The organism is Thalassovita litoralis, assembly GCF_900182725.1.
GTDB classification, from domain to species: domain Bacteria; phylum Pseudomonadota; class Alphaproteobacteria; order Rhodobacterales; family Rhodobacteraceae; genus Thalassobius; species Thalassobius litoralis.
The window spans coordinates 198,093-212,874 of record NZ_FXTO01000004.1 but is presented as its reverse complement, the minus strand read 5'-3'; the positions used below and the strand labels follow the sequence as shown (position 1 = coordinate 212,874).

14 protein-coding genes are annotated in these 14,782 nt (G+C 58.8%); 8 read left to right on the top strand and 6 right to left on the bottom strand.

What is annotated here, in order from left to right; translation table 11 throughout:
• Positions 1-91 precede the first annotated feature (91 nt).
• Both FN828_RS05900 and FN828_RS05895 read right to left on the bottom strand, forming a co-directional pair.
• Complete coding sequence (locus tag FN828_RS05900; RefSeq protein WP_185958944.1) at positions 92-349, bottom strand: hypothetical protein; 258 nt, start codon at positions 347-349, stop codon at positions 92-94.
• Entirely contained in the window at positions 346-789 is a 444-nt protein-coding gene (locus tag FN828_RS05895; RefSeq protein WP_142492464.1) for a MobC domain-containing protein, read from the bottom strand. Before FN828_RS05895 ends, FN828_RS05900 begins: the two co-directional genes overlap by 4 nt.
• 198 nt (positions 790-987) lie before the next feature.
• Here FN828_RS05895 and FN828_RS05890 point away from each other — a divergent pair, with 198 nt between their 5' ends.
• Complete coding sequence (locus FN828_RS05890; RefSeq protein WP_142492463.1) at positions 988-1,998, top strand: LLM class flavin-dependent oxidoreductase; 1,011 nt, start codon at positions 988-990, stop codon at positions 1,996-1,998.
• Here FN828_RS05890 and FN828_RS05885 read toward each other — a convergent pair.
• The gene (locus tag FN828_RS05885) at positions 1,986-2,720 is read right to left on the bottom strand and encodes a glutamine amidotransferase (protein WP_142492462.1); all 735 of its coding nucleotides are present in this window, start codon (positions 2,718-2,720) and stop codon (positions 1,986-1,988) included. The genes FN828_RS05890 and FN828_RS05885 overlap by 13 nt on opposite strands.
• Positions 2,721-2,893: 173 nt before the next feature.
• Between FN828_RS05885 and FN828_RS05880 the strand changes: the two genes are divergently transcribed.
• Both FN828_RS05880 and FN828_RS05875 read left to right on the top strand, forming a co-directional pair.
• Positions 2,894-4,534 carry a tetrathionate reductase family octaheme c-type cytochrome gene (locus FN828_RS05880; protein ID WP_185958943.1) on the top strand — a complete coding sequence of 547 codons (1,641 nt, stop codon included), beginning with the start codon at positions 2,894-2,896 and terminating at the stop codon, positions 4,532-4,534.
• Entirely contained in the window at positions 4,527-5,189 is a 663-nt protein-coding gene (locus tag FN828_RS05875) for a cytochrome b/b6 domain-containing protein (RefSeq protein ID WP_142492460.1), read from the top strand. Before FN828_RS05880 ends, FN828_RS05875 begins: the two co-directional genes overlap by 8 nt.
• Before the next feature lie 67 nt (positions 5,190-5,256).
• On the opposite strand, the gene FN828_RS05870 is transcribed toward FN828_RS05875, so the two are convergent.
• Together FN828_RS05870 and FN828_RS05865 are read right to left on the bottom strand one after the other, a co-directional pair.
• Entirely contained in the window at positions 5,257-6,807 is a 1,551-nt protein-coding gene (locus FN828_RS05870; protein WP_185958942.1) for a fused MFS/spermidine synthase, read from the bottom strand.
• A 102-nt stretch (positions 6,808-6,909) separates the two neighbouring features.
• Positions 6,910-7,479, bottom strand: a complete 570-nt coding sequence (locus FN828_RS05865) for a YcbK family protein (protein ID WP_142492459.1) — start codon at positions 7,477-7,479, stop codon at positions 6,910-6,912.
• A gap of 345 nt (positions 7,480-7,824) precedes the next feature.
• Here FN828_RS05865 and FN828_RS05860 point away from each other — a divergent pair, with 345 nt between their 5' ends.
• From FN828_RS05860 to FN828_RS05845, 4 genes are read left to right on the top strand one after another with little or no spacing between them, the layout of a single operon-like run.
• Positions 7,825-9,438: a L,D-transpeptidase family protein gene (locus FN828_RS05860; protein WP_142492458.1), complete on the top strand. Its 1,614-nt coding sequence runs from the start codon at positions 7,825-7,827 to the stop codon at positions 9,436-9,438.
• 35 nt (positions 9,439-9,473) lie between these two features.
• A complete protein-coding gene (gene lpxD / locus FN828_RS05855) occupies positions 9,474-10,565 on the top strand; it encodes a UDP-3-O-(3-hydroxymyristoyl)glucosamine N-acyltransferase (protein ID WP_142492457.1) in 1,092 nt (363 codons plus the stop codon).
• A gap of 32 nt (positions 10,566-10,597) precedes the next feature.
• Positions 10,598-10,858, top strand: a complete 261-nt coding sequence (locus FN828_RS05850; protein WP_142492456.1) for an acyl carrier protein — start codon at positions 10,598-10,600, stop codon at positions 10,856-10,858.
• Positions 10,855-12,063, top strand: coding sequence for a beta-ketoacyl-[acyl-carrier-protein] synthase family protein (locus FN828_RS05845; protein WP_142492455.1), 1,209 nt, complete (start codon positions 10,855-10,857; stop codon positions 12,061-12,063). The genes FN828_RS05850 and FN828_RS05845 overlap by 4 nt, the downstream gene beginning before the upstream one ends.
• 88 nt (positions 12,064-12,151) lie before the next feature.
• Here FN828_RS05845 and FN828_RS05840 read toward each other — a convergent pair whose 3' ends face one another.
• Positions 12,152-12,757, bottom strand: coding sequence for an invasion associated locus B family protein (locus FN828_RS05840; protein WP_142492454.1), 606 nt, complete (start codon positions 12,755-12,757; stop codon positions 12,152-12,154).
• Positions 12,758-13,197: 440 nt separating this feature from the next.
• Here FN828_RS05840 and FN828_RS05835 point away from each other — a divergent pair, with 440 nt between their 5' ends.
• The gene (locus tag FN828_RS05835) at positions 13,198-14,748 is read left to right on the top strand and encodes a helicase HerA-like domain-containing protein (protein WP_142492453.1); all 1,551 of its coding nucleotides are present in this window, start codon (positions 13,198-13,200) and stop codon (positions 14,746-14,748) included.
• Positions 14,749-14,782: the final 34 nt, after the last annotated feature.

The window sequence follows — 14,782 nt, the reverse complement described above, 5'->3', positions numbered from 1 at the left end:
CCTGCGCGACGAACAGTGTGATCCCAAAGTCGTCGAGAGCATCATGGCCGACGAGAAGAGCTGCTGAGGCAAGACGGCCCTCGGCGGAACCTTACGCCCGTTCAATGGCTTCGAGAATTTCAGAGGTCGAGACCTTCTCTGTCTCAGGCGGGCTGATGCTCAGTGAGAACAAGTATTGCTGGCATTTTGTCCCTTTGGAGACCGCATCGGCTTCCTGAAACGCCCCGTGCAAGTTCTCCGCCGTGAATCCGCGTAGCTCGTGCACTTCGACGTGATCATTGTCGTGGATATTCATCAAGTGGGCGGCCAACTTGAGGCCGTTGCCACGCTGGTTGCCGACCATGATCATGAGCGATCCTCGCTCTCATAGCCAAGCGCCTTCATCAGTTCCATGCGGATGGCAAGCACCGCTGCGCAGGTTGCAAACAGTTCCTCTTCAACTTCGGGAGAGAGCGGCAGCGCGCCCTTGTTTGCAGCCTTGGCAAGCTGGTTGAGATTGTTCGCCAGGCGAAGGTTGCCCAGCAGACCGAGCGCCCGCGCCAGCGCGGCGTGATCCTTGACCGGAGCTTGTCCGCGTGTTCGGCGCGGTGTCAGATCGCTATCAAACAGCTTGGCCTTGATGAAAGGACCGAGCGGCATGCCCGCCGCTGCCACCTCCAGCTTCGCGCGTTCATCTTTGTTTAGCCGCAGAGAGAACGGCGGAGGGGTCTTCTTGCGTGGCTTCCGTGTCGAAGGTTTGGCGGGAGCCATAGGCTCAGACTCGGCGAATTTTTGCCAGAGATGGCTCATGGCTCCATCTCCGGCAGCAAGGCTTCATGCGGCTTGAGCTGGGCTTCCCAGTCTTCCAGATCAGAGAAGAAGGAGTTCGAACTTTCTCCTTCAAGGCGCGCCATTGTCACGACATTGAATATCCTGATCGTTGCGGCATGGGCTGGACGCTGACTGTCGCCGTGCTACCTTCGGCCAGAATATTTGCAGGAGGCGCGTGTGATCCCTTTTTCCGTTCTGGACTTGTCCCCGGTGCCTGAAGGGCATGATATTGCTCGGGCTTTGGCCAATACTGTCGATCTGGCGCAGGCCACGGAGGAGGCCGGGTTCACCCGCTACTGGATGGCCGAGCATCATAACATGCCGGGGATTGCCAGTGCGGCGACCTCGGTTCTGATTGGGCATGTCGCGGGGCAGACCCGGCGTATTCGTGTGGGGGCGGGCGGGATCATGCTGCCCAACCATGCGCCGCTGGTGATTGCGGAACAGTTCGGCACCTTGGCCACGCTATACCCGGATCGGATTGATCTGGGTCTGGGGCGTGCGCCGGGGACGGATCAGGAAACCATGCACGCGCTGCGGCGCAATATGTCCGGGCCGGATCGGTTCCCGCAGGATGTGATGGAACTGGTGCAATATTTCCAACAGCCGAAAGAGGGCCAGCGCGTGCGCGCCTTTCCGGGCACCGGGACCGGGGTGCCGGTTTGGATTTTGGGATCGTCGCTGTATGGGGCGCAACTGGCGGCCTATCTGGGGCTGCCCTATGCGTTTGCGTCGCATTTCGCGCCCGGTGATCTGGAACAGGCGGTGCAGGTCTATCGCAGCACGTTCAAGCCCTCGCATTTTCTGGACAAGCCGCATTTCATGCTGGCTGTAAATGTATTCGCCGGGGCCGATGACGAGGAGGGCGCATTCCTGCGCAGTTCGATGCAACTGGCCTTTGCGCGATTGCGGTCCGGGCAGCCGGGGAAATTACCGCGCCCGGTGGACCGGATCGAGGATCACGTAGACCCGGCCATGTTGCGGATGGTGAATATGGCGCTGTCCGTGTCTGCCGTGGGTGGGCCGGATACCGTTCAGGCGCAACTGGCGGCGCTGATCGCCAAATACCAACCGGACGAGGTAATCATCAACGGCCAGATCCACGACATCGACAAGCGGATCGCATCGTTTCAGATGGCGGCGCAGGCGATGCGGACCATAGGGCAGACCGCTGGTCAGACGGCGTAACGGGCCACAAAATTGCGCAGGATTTTTTCCGGCGTGTGAACATCGGCGGCGCGGCACATGGCAATCAGGCTGTCGGCTTCCTCGGGTGGGAAATAACCCTTGTTGCGGTAGATGCGGATGCGCAATTCAAACCCGGCGCTGTCGGCCTCGGGGTGGAATTGCGTGGCATAGACGTTCTGTTTGTAGCGGATCATCTGGAACGGGCAGGGGGCCGAGGCCAGCAAATGCACCGCGCCATCGGGCAAATGCTGCACTGCTTCTTTGTGGCCGACAAAGGCGTGGAACTGCGCGGGCAAGCCCGCCAGCAGCGGATCGGCAGCGCCTTCGGGGGTCAGTTCACATAGGGACGGGCCGACAGCCTCGCCATATTGCGCCTTGCTGACCGTGGCGCCCAGATGATGCGCCAGAATGCCGATCCCGTAGCAACAGCCCATAAACGGCACGTCCTGTTCGGTGATCTGCGGCATCAGGGACAGGATTTCGGTTTCGATCTTGGCTTCCAGCGGGTCTTTGGTGTCGGGCGCGTCCGACACACAGCCCGGCCCGCCGCCCACAATCACACCGGCGAAATCGGACAGGTCCAGTTCGGGTAAATCTTCCTGTTCCAAACGAATGCGCCGGGTTTGATCGGGACGCAGCCCGCCCTTGGCCAGAAAGGCGGCGTATTCATCGTCCGAGGCTTCGGCTTCTGGGCGAAGTTGCAGGATCAGAAAGGGTTTCATTCAAAATTTTCCTGTCCGAATGGGGTGTCAGACGGGGATAGAAGATCGGAACAGGCATGAAAAGATCAATTTTCCACATAAGTTTTTGGCCTTTTTGATCTGGATCAACGTTACCCGGTAACAATCACATTCCCATGATGGAATGTGATTCCGCGAGTATGAAAGGGCCAACCATGCGTAAAATCCGGTTGCTTATGACGACGATCGGGCTGGGTTTGGTCCTGTCTGGTGCGGGGCTGGCGCAACAAACACCCGTCCCGCAAATCCCCGGATCAAACAGCACGGCGGACCATTCCAAGTTCGAGATTCTGAAGAAAGATTTCAAATCCGGCCCCGAAGTGACCGAAGCCTGCCTGTCCTGCCATACCGAAGCAGACGATCAGGTGCAGATGCATTCGATCCATTTTAGCTGGGATTACACCCATCCCGAAACCGGGCAAAAGCTGGGTAAGCGGAACGTGATCAATTCCTTTTGTGGATCGGTGGCAGGGAATGAACCGCGCTGCACGTCCTGTCATGCGGGCTATGGCTGGGAAGATATGAACCAACCCCCGCCGCAGCAATCCAACGCGGTGGATTGTCTGGTCTGCCATGACCGTTCGGGCAATTATACCAAACTGGCCACCGGCGCAGGCCACCCGCCCCTAGAGGCGAAAGGAACCACCATCACCGGGGCAAAAGCTTGGGCCGTGGACCTGAGCAAAGCCGCGCAAAGCGTGGGGATGCCGGGACGTGACAATTGCGGCAACTGCCATTTCTATGGCGGGGGTGGCGATAACGTGAAGCACGGGGATTTGTCATCGGCGCTGTATGACCCCGCGCATGACGTGGATGTACATATGTCCGCCGTGGCCGATGGTGGCGAAGGCATGGTGTGTTCCACCTGTCACGTGTCGGATCAGCATAAATGGGACGGGTCGCGTTATAACGTTCATGCGGTGGATACCACTGGCACCGGCAAGCCCGGTCAGCGGCGCGAGGTGTCGACCTGCCAAAGCTGCCACGGGACCGAACCGCATCCGGTGAACCTAAAGGGGGTCAAGCTGAACGATCACACCGACAAGCTGGCCTGTCAGACCTGCCATATCCCCAGTTTTGCGCGGGGCGGGGTGCCTACGAAAACCCTGTGGGACTGGTCCACGGCGGGTAAGCTGAAGGCTGGCAAACCCTATAGCGAAGATGGCTATACGTCCTCGACCGGGAAACATCTGCATACCTATCTGTCGACCAAGGGCGATTTTGAGTATGGTGAAAATGTTCAGCCATATTACGCATGGTTTAACGGTCAGGTGGAATATTCCACCATCGACCGCAAGATCGACCCCAGCGGCGTGGTCGACGTGAACCGGATCAACGGCACACCCGACAGCCCCGATAGCCGGATTTGGCCCTTCAAGCGGATGAAAGGGCGACAGGCCTATGACAGTGTGAACAATACGCTGGTCTATACCCATGTATGGGGGCCAACCACGGACAGCGCATTCTGGACGAATTTCGACTGGGCCAAATCCATCAAGGCCGGGATGAAAGCCGCGCATCAGCCCTATTCCGGGCAGTTCGATTTCGTGGATACTTATATGTATTGGCCCATCACGCATATGGTGGCCCCGGCCAAGGATGCGGTGGATTGTCAGGACTGTCACGCACAGGACGGGCGGATGCAGAATTTAGCGGGCGTTTTCCTGCCCGGCACCAATCCGAATGGGCCGGTGGGGCTGTTGGGGAAACTGCTGGTTCTGGCGGCTTTGGCGGGCGTGTTGCTACATGCCGGGCTGCGGGTCTTCTCGGGTAAGAAAGGGACGCATCATGACTAAGCGTTGCGTGAAGGTTTATCCCCGGTTTGAACGGTTGTGGCACTGGATGCAGGTGGCGCTGATCATGGCGCTGTTGTTTACCGGGCTGGGGCTGAACGGGCTGCATTCGGTGATCCCCTTTGGTCCGGCGGTGATGCTGCATACGGTTGCGGCGCTGGCGCTGCTGGCACTGTGGGTTTTCGCTACGTTCTGGCTGTTTACCACCGGGACGTGGAAACAGTTCATCCCCAAAATCGAAGGCATGATCGAGGTGGCCCGGTTTTACGCGTGGGGTGTGTTCCGGGGCGAGGATCACCCCTATAAAAAACTGTTCTGGCGTAAACATAACCCGCTTCAGGCCGCCACCTATTTCGGGCTGAAATGGTTTGTGTTTCCGGCGATTTGGGTCACGGGCATCCTGTATCTGACCTATAATTTCTGGGGACAGGGGGCGCAGGGTACATTCCTGATCTCGGTGATTGCCAACCTGCATTTGCTGGCAGCCTATGTGATCGCGGCCTTTGTCATCGTGCATGTGTATCTGCTGACCGTGGGGCATGGGTTCCGCAGCCATGTGGCCCCGATGATCACCGGCTATGATGTGATCGACCTGACCCCCGAACAAGAAGCCTATTTAGAAAAGAATGAGCCTGATCGCCTGAAACCAGCGAAATAACGGGCCTTTTGGTATGTGCGTAACTTGACCCCGGCCTGTGGCTGGGGTTCTTTTTTGGTAATATACGCTACAGCCGCAAGCCCATCAGCCGATCAATCGGGGCGAAATCATCGGTCAGCAGGGTGGGCGGGATACGCTGGCGCAGCCGGTCCAATGCGCCATCAGGCAGGCGGGCGAACAGGATCGGATCGGGCGACAGGGTTTCAATCCGGTCGCGCGGGGTGGGGCGGTCGCCTGCGGCCAGCACAAAGATCATCCGCTCTTGCGGGCCTGCCTTTTTCGCCTCGGTCCAGATTTCGACGACAGGGAACACGGTTTGCAGCGTATGCGCCAAGGACACCAGCGTTTCCAGCCGGTCGGCGTGGTCGATCACATTCATCAGATAGGTGCCGCCGGGCGTCAGGCGGGATTGCACCAGTTGGAAAAATTCCTGTGTGATCAGATGCGACGGCACGGCGATGTCGGTGAAAGCATCCCCAAGGATCACATCATAGCGATCCGGCGCAATCAGAAGGGCGCGGCGGGCATCCATGTTCAGCACCCGCGCGCTGGCCGGATCGAACCAGAAATCCCGCGCGGCAATGTCAGTTACGACCGGATCAATTTCCGCAACGGTCATGCGCGGGGCGGGTGACAATGCCGCCCAACTGCGCGGGATGGAAAACGTGCCACCCCCGATGAAAAACGCCGAAAATCCGGGGACATGCCGGGCGCGGGCCAGCTCATCCAGCAGCGCTGCATGATCGGTAAACATCACATGCGGCAATTCCCGTGCGGTCATGCCATGCACCAGATGATCCAGTACCATCATCCATACCGGATGGGCGGGATCGGCGGAGACATCCATCGACCGAATACAGAAATATTGCGATTCAGTGGTGCAGGGCGATGGGCTTTGCAATGCCGACAGGCCAACCCCCAGCACAGCCAACGCGGACATGGCCGCCCCGGTAGGTCCGGTGACGGGGCCACCTGCGCGGCGGGCCAGCCGGAACAACAGCGTCGCAGACAGCGCATAGAACAGCGTCACCGCCAAGATCGTGCCGACCGATCCCAGCCATGAAATAAAGACAAACCCCGCCAACACCGTTCCGGCAATTGCCCCCACAGCCCCGGCGGCAAACATCGCCCCCAAGGCCCGCCCCGAGGCATCAGGGCTGGCCGATACACTGATCTGTGCCAAAACCGGCGCAGGAATACCCGCAAACAGCGAGGGCAGGAAAAACGCCAGCAGCGTCAGCGCCAGAATACCGCTGAGCGGATCGCTGAAATGCGGCAACAGCGCCCCGGCCCAACGCAGCAATATCACCGACCCGCCGGTAAACAGCGCCGCACCTATCATAGCCCAGGCCGTTGATCGCAAGGCCCGCGCGGCGGGGCGTTCTGCAATCCGCCCGCCCCACCAATGGCCTGCGGAAAACCCGGCCAGCACCACGGCAATGACAGCCGTCCAAGTATAAAGCGACATACCCACATAAGGGGCCAACATGCGACCGGCGACGATTTCCACCACCAGCGACGCGGCGGAAATCCCGCCTTGTAAAACCACAAGCATCGGGATCGAGGGCAATCGGTGTGTCACGCGGGATTTGCTTTCTGTCAGGCTGTTTTCGGTCATTCCGTCAGAAGGCCAATCGCCGCACGAAAGATCAAGACGAAAAAAACCCGCCGAAAATCGACGGGCCACTTGGAACGGAATGGAATGTGGGGCGTTAGTGGATCAAGCGCCCCAGTTACGAACAGGACCGCAATCCATGTGGACGAAATTCGACCGGCTGTACCGACCCACACCGCCCGCATGGCAGGACGAAGCCGCGCGCGAAATCTGGCCAACCGACCGCGATCCCAGCCGCAGGTCTGCTGCCTGACCTTTCATATGAAGCGAATTTTTCGCCACCGCCCGCGATTTCGACCGCAGCATGGCATTGGTGGCCGGGCTACGATAGCCGGACAACAGCATATAGGGTTCGTTCACATCCAGCAGGTTATGCGTGGCGGCAATGATGTCCACTGTGCGGGCGTCCATGGATACGGTGCCATTGGTGCGCCAGTCGCGCATGAAGAAATTGATCTCTTTCAGGGCGTCTTTGATATATTCGCCTTCGATCCAGTAGATCATGTCAAGCTTTTCGCCGGTCCGACCGGAATACATCTTGATCCGCCGAATATCGCCAGCGCCGCGCAGGAAACCCGCTGCATTTGAAAATGTCGGTGCTGCCGTCAGAGTGGTTGCTGCAAACGCGCCCAGTAGCGCACGCCGCGAAATGCTCGTGGAGCTGTCTTTAGTCATGATAGCGCCGTCCCGTCGCTTCTTTCCTGGCCGCGATGTTACGCGGCACCTGCCTACATCATCCCCAGATGCACGGGTTTTATGTCACAACATTTCCCCGTGACCAACGCCGTTTTGCCAGATTCTTCGGAAATCAAGAGGGATCGGCGAATTTTTGCTGAATATTTCGGGTTTGTGGCAATGTTGTGAAGATTTGGGAAATAACCAAGACCATTGTGCAACCATTCTGCATCAAACCGATGCGGCTTTCCCTGATGAAGGAAATGTGATTAGACAGGTGCTTAACCTGTTTGTGACGGTGAATAATAACCTGTCGCGCATTCATAACCTGAAAGGGACGAGATCATGCTGCCGCTGACCCGTTCCGGCATTGTCCGGTATATTTGTGCCATTTCGGCACTGTTGATTACTTTTTCCGCGGGGGCTGGCACTGCACGCGCCGAAGTAACTGCATTCAAACAAGCTGTCGCAGAAGCAGCGGCGCTGGATCGTGATCTGGCGGAATTTTATCGGGAATCGGGATATGCCCCGATCTGGACCGATGAAACCCCGCAACATCTGGCCCGGCGCAAGGCGCTGTTTGCGGCGCTGGATAATGTTTCCTCGCATGGGCTACCGTCCGCACGATATAACGAAGACGGGCTGGCGCAGATGTTACGCGATGTCCGCAGCCCGCGCGATCTGGGCCGGGTCGAAGTGGCGCTGTCCGAAGCGTTCCTTGCCTATGCCCGCGACGTGCAAACCGGGCTTCTGACCCCATCGAAGATTGACGACGGCATCAAACGCGAGGTGCCGCTGCGGGATCGTAAATCCTATTTGACGGCCTTTGTCCAAAGCACACCGGGCGCATTCATGCGGTCCCTGCCGCCGCAAAACCCCGAATATGCCCGACTGATGAAAGCCAAGCTGAAGCTGGAATATCAGCTTGCGCATGGTGGTTGGGGCGCGACCGTTCCGGGAACCAAGCTGGAACCGGGCGACAGTGGCACTGCTGTGGTGGCCCTGCGGAACCGTTTGGTGGCAATGGGCTATATGTCCCGCAGCGCGACCCGCAGCTATGACGCGGCCATGACGCAGGCGGTACAGAAGTTTCAGGCCGCACACGGGTTGGAAACCGATGGCGTCGCCGGGGGCGGAACGCTGACGGAAATCAATGTTGGCCCGGAAAAGCGGCTGGAATCCGTGCTGGTGGCGATGGAGCGCGAACGCTGGACCAATTTTGAACGCGGCAAGCGCCATATTTGGGTGAACCTGACCGATTTCACCGCGAAGATCGTGGATGATAACAAGGTCACGTTCCGCACCCGATCTGTTGTGGGGGCCAACAGCCATGATCGCCGCAGCCCGGAATTTTCCGACGAGATGGAGCATATGGTGATCAACCCCACCTGGAATGTGCCTCGTTCGATCGCAGTCAAAGAATACCTGCCGATGATGAAACGGAACCCGAATGCTGCGGGGCATCTGAACCTGATCAATTCGCGTGGTCAGTCGGTCAGCCGGGCCAATATCGACTTTTCACAATATAACGAACGCAATTTCCCGTTCGACATCAAACAGCCCCCATCGCGCAGCAACGCGCTGGGGCTGGTGAAATTCATGTTCCCGAACCGCTATAACATCTATCTGCACGACACCCCGGCCAAGAACCTGTTCGCACGCGAAACCCGTGCTTACAGCCACGGCTGTATTCGTCTGCATGAACCGTTTGAATTCGCCTATGCCTTGCTGGCGAAACAAACCGATGATCCCAAGGGGCTGTTCCACAAGCACCTGAAGACCGGACGTGAAACGCAATTGAATCTGGAACAGAAAATCCCGGTTCACATTATTTATCGCACAGCCCTGACCACGGCGAAGGGCGATCTGGAATTCCGCCGCGACGTCTATGGCCGCGATGCAGAGATTTGGAACGCACTGGAACGCGCAGGGGTGGCCTTGGGCGGCGTTCGGGGCTAAATCTGCCGCCAGAGCATTCTGCTGGAGGCAAGCACATGGGCCATACGGTCAAAGATATCGCAACGGCGCTGGGGGCACAGGCTTTTGGCGCCGTTGATCTGCCGATTGATGGCGTGGCCGAACCTGCAATGGCCGGTGTTCGTGATCTGGCGCTGGCGATGAGCCCGAAATATGCCGAAGGCCTGAAAGACGGACAGGCCCGCGCGGCGATGTTGTGGCAGGGGGCAGATTGGCAATCGCTGGGGCTGCAAGCCGCCATTGTCGCGCCGCGCCCCCGGTTTGCCATGTCCGGCCTAAGCGCCATGATGGACAAGGGGCAGGGGTTCGCCCCCGGCATCCACCCCACCGCCGTGATTGATCCCAGCGCAACGCTGGGCGCGGATGTGTCGGTGGGGCCGCTGTGCGTGATCGGGGCCGGGGCGCGGATTGGCGCGGGATCGGTGATCGGGCCGCAGTGTTTTATCGGCACGGATGTGGAACTGGGCGAAAACGCCTATCTGCGCGAAGGCGTGAAACTGGGCGCACGGGTGCGCATCGGGCGTAATTTCATCGCCCAACCGGGGGCCACGGTGGGGGCAGACGGGTTTTCCTTTGTCACGCCGGAACAATCCAGCGTGGAACGGGTGCGCGATAGCCTTGGCGATCAGGGGGAATTGCGGGCGCAATCCTATGCCCGGATTCACAGCTTGGGCAATGTGACCATCGGGGACGATTGCGAACTGGGGGCCAATAGCTGCATTGATCGCGGCACCGTGCGCGACACCCGGATCGGCAACGGGGTGAAATTCGACAATCTGGCGCAGATCGGCCACAATGTTGAAATCGGCAACGATTGCCTGATCTGTGCGCAGGTCGGGGTGGCCGGGTCCACGCGGATTGGCAATAATGTGGTTCTGGGCGGACAAACCGGGGTCAGTGACAATATTTTCATCGGGGATCACGTCATCACCGGCGGCGCCACCAAAGTGCTGGCCAACGTACCTGCGGGCCGTGTGATGCTGGGCTATCCGGCGATGAAGATGGACACCCATATCGAGGTTTACAAAGCCCTGCGCAGATTGCCGCGGCTGTTCCGTGACGTATCTTTGTTACAGAAATCGGTTTCAAAGACGGCTGACAATGACTAATTAAGCCTCATCACGAGGGAAGGGCCGGGATCATGAGCATCAAGGACAAAGTGATCGAAATCATCGCAGAACAAGCTGTGCTGGAACCATCGGACGTATCTATGGACAGCACGCTGGAAAGTCTGGGCATCGACAGCTTGGGGCTGGTGGAAAGCATCTTCGCCATCGAAGAGTCGTTCGATATCACCATTCCGTTCAACGCCAACGAACCGGAAAAAAGCGATTTCGATATTTCCTCGGTGGCGACGATCATCGCGGGCATTGAAAAACTGGTGGCCGAGCAATCAGCATGAACCGTGTTGTCATCACCGGGGCTGGCACGATCAACGCGCTGGGGCATAATGTTCCCGAAACGCTGGCAGCAATGCGCGAAGGGCGCTGTGGCATTTCCGATCTGGAATTCCGCGATGTCGAGCGGCTGGCGATCAAGATCGGCGGTCAGGTCAAAGGGTTCGAGGCCGAGGGCCATTTCAACCGTCAGCAAATGACGCTGTATGATCGGTTTACCCAATTCACCCTGATGGCCGCCAAGGAAGCGGTGGCACAATCCGGGTTGGAATTCAGCGGCGAGCTGGCCAATCGCGCGGGCGTGGTGCTGGGAACCGCCGGGGGCGGGGTGTCCACATGGGACGACAATTACCGCACCGTTTACGAAGAGGGAAAAAACCGCGTTCATCCCTTTGTCGTGCCGAAGCTGATGAACAACGCCGCTGCGTCGCATGTCAGCATGGAATATAACCTGAAGGGGCCATCGTTTACCGTATCAACGGCCTGTGCCTCGTCCAATCATGCAATGGCGCAGGCGTTTCAAATGGTGCGCTCTGGCATGTCCAAGGCGATGGTGACGGGCGGATCGGAATCCATGCTATGCTTTGGCGGGGTAAAGGCGTGGGAAGGGCTGCGCGTGATGTCCAAGGACGCCTGTCGCCCGTTTTCGGCCAACCGCAATGGTATGGTGCAGGGCGAAGGGGCCGGGGTTTTCGTCTTTGAAGATTACGACCACGCCCGAGCGCGTGGGGCCGAAATTCTGGCCGAGGTCGTGGGGTACGCGCTGACCTCGGACGCGGCGGATATTGTCATGCCATCGAAACAGGGGGCCGCGCGGGCGATTTCCGGGGCGTTGACGGATGCGCGGATCAATCCCGATCAGGTCGGCTATATCAATGCGCATGGCACTGGCACGGCGGCCAATGACAAAACCGAATGCGCGGCGGTGGCCGATGCCTTTGGGCGGCACGCCGATAAGCTGATGATGTCATCGACCAAGGCTATGCACGGGCATTTGATCGGGGCGACGGGGGCTGTGGAATTGCTGGCCTGTATCATGGCGGTACGGGACGGGGTGATTGCACCAACCATCGGATACGAAGAATTCGATCCCGAATGTGCGCTGGACGTGGTGCCAAACGAAGCGCGTCAGGCAAATGTGGAATACGCGCTGTCCAATGCCTTTGCCTTTGGTGGGCTGAATGCGGTGTTGGCGCTGCGCAAAGTGTAAATTCCGCGTCAGGTGAAAACGAAAAAAAGGCCCGCATTACGCGGGCCTTTTGTGTTTCAGCGGACAGCCGGGAAACGGCGTGGCTGCGTCAGTTCGGCATTTCAATCGGGGTAATCTTGTCGAACCCGGCCGTGAATCCTTTCAGCGACAGGGTGACAGTCATCCGTTCGTTGGGGGCCACAAACGGCACAACCTGAATCGTTGCTTTGGCACCGCGTTTCAGTTCACTGATCTCCTCGGTGGTCAGACCGATCCGGGCATAACAGCCCAGCGGATCACAGACCGAGAAGGGGTAGCGTTTGGTTTTGCCCTCATCCACCGTCAGCGTCAGTTGCCCGGTCAGCAGCACCTCTAGCGGGACTGCGATCACGGCACCGGCTACCGCAGGACCACCTTCAGGCAGGCGGAACAGGCGAATGTTGGACAGTTGGTTGCCCTGATCATCGAACGCCGCCTGAAACAATTGGCAGGGTTCGACATCTTGCCCGGTTTTCAGACATTCCAGTTTCCAATCCCCGGATTCTTCGCGGAAATAGGGCTGAACGCTGTCTTTCACTTCCTGCCCCATATCCAGCCCGGCATCGGCTGCCGGTTTGGCTTCTTCGGTTTTGGGAGCATCGGCCTGCTGGGCGGCCAAAGGGGCAGCCAGCGCCATCATCAGAGCAAAAGGCAGGGTGGTAAGAGGTTTGAACATAGGTTCCCCGTTTTACATGCGGTTCGTTTGTGGCGGGCTTATCACGCGGGGGCGCAACTGTCAGGACACAATTTCGGCACACCAGTGCCGGGCGGGCGAAAAACTGCCAAGCCATTGTCAGTGTGTGATTTTTCCCGCTTACCCAGAGGGTGAAATAAGAAAAAGGGACCGAATGGTCCCCTTTTCCATTTTATTTTGCTCCCCGTCGGACCGGCCGACTTAGTCATTGAAAGGGACGCTAGGGCAAGTACACGGAAGCGTCAACCGCCATTTCAAGGGTTTGTTACAAAAAAAGGCCGCGCTGATCAAAGCGCGGCCAGTCTGACAGGGAGGAAGTCTGCCCCCGCACCCGAAGGACATATGCGCGGGGGACAAATTTCACAGTGGCATAAAAGGGTTAAGAGTGTATTTTCATCCGTGAAATTAATTTGGGGGCGATTGTGCAGGATTCCATTTTTATCGGTGGCGGTGATGAAAATTACGGCACTTCGCAGAAATTACTGCTGAAATATGCCAATCGGCACGGGCTGATTGCCGGGGCCACCGGGACCGGGAAAACGGTAACGCTGCAAATCATGGCCGAAGGATTTTCTGCGGCGAGCGTTCCGGTGTTCCTGTCGGACGTGAAGGGCGACCTGTCCGGGCTGGCACGATCCGGGTCGGAGCAGTTCAAACTGCACGGGGCCTTTAGTGAACGCGCCACCAAAATCGGATTGGGCGATTACAGCTATTCGGCCTTTCCTGTCACTTTCTGGGATATGTTTGGCGAACAGGGCCACCCGGTCCGTACCACGCTGGCCGAAATGGGGCCGTTGCTGCTTAGCCGTCTTCTGGAACTGTCCGAAGCCCAAGAGGGCATTCTGAACATCGCGTTCCGCCTGTCGGATGAACAAGGGCTGGCGCTGCTGGACCTGAAGGATTTACAGGCGCTTCTGGTCTGGATGGGGGAAAACCGGGCGGAACTGTCCTTGCGTTATGGCAATATCTCCCCCGCCTCGATCGGGGCCATTCAGCGCCGCCTGATGGTGCTGGAAAATCAGGGCGCCACGCAATTGTTCGGGGAGCCCGCGCTGGAACTGGCGGACATCATGCGCACCGACCCCGATGGGCGCGGGCGGATCAATATTCTGGCGGCGGATAAGTTGATGGCCTCGCCCAGGCTATATGCCACCTTCCTGCTGTGGCTGCTGTCAGAACTGTTCGAGGAACTGCCCGAAGTGGGCGATCCCGACAAACCCAAGCTGGTCTTCTTCTTTGACGAGGCGCACCTGCTGTTTGACGACGCGCCCAAGGCGCTGGTCGACAAGGTGGAACAGGTCGCCCGCCTGATCCGATCCAAAGGGGTCGGGGTCTATTTCATCACCCAAAACCCCGCCGATGTCCCCGAGGATATTCTGGGACAGTTGGGCAACCGGGTGCAGCACGCGCTGCGCGCCTTTACCGCAAAGGACCGCAAGGAACTGCGCATGGCGGCGGAAACCTATCGGGACAATCCGCGCTTTGATACGGAACAGGCCATCCGAGAGGTCGGCGTGGGCGAGGCAGTGACATCCTTTCTGGAAAAAAAGGGCGTGCCGGGGGTGGTGGAACGCACCCTGATCCGCCCCCCGTCGTCACAGCTTGGGCCGATTGATCCGGCCCAGCGGCGGGCGCTGATTGATACATCCCCCATCGCCGGGAAATATGAAACGCTACAGGATCGGCATTCGGCTTATGAAATTCTGACACAGCGGGCGCAGGATGCCGCAAAAGCCGCCGAGGAGGCAGAGCGCCGCGAAGCCGAAGCCGAGGCCGCCGAACGCGAATATAAATCCGCCCGCCGCTATTCCGGCACTCGCGTCACGCGGTCCAGTTCGCGCACAACCCGCAGCAATTCGCGCGGCGACACGATGGGCGAGGCCTTGGGCAAGGCGCTGATCAAGGAACTGAAAGGCACCACGGGCCGCCGCATCGTGCGCGGCATTCTGGGCAGCCTGTTCAAGGGGCGCTAACTCCCACAAGGCCGTGCAATGAAAGCGCCGGGCG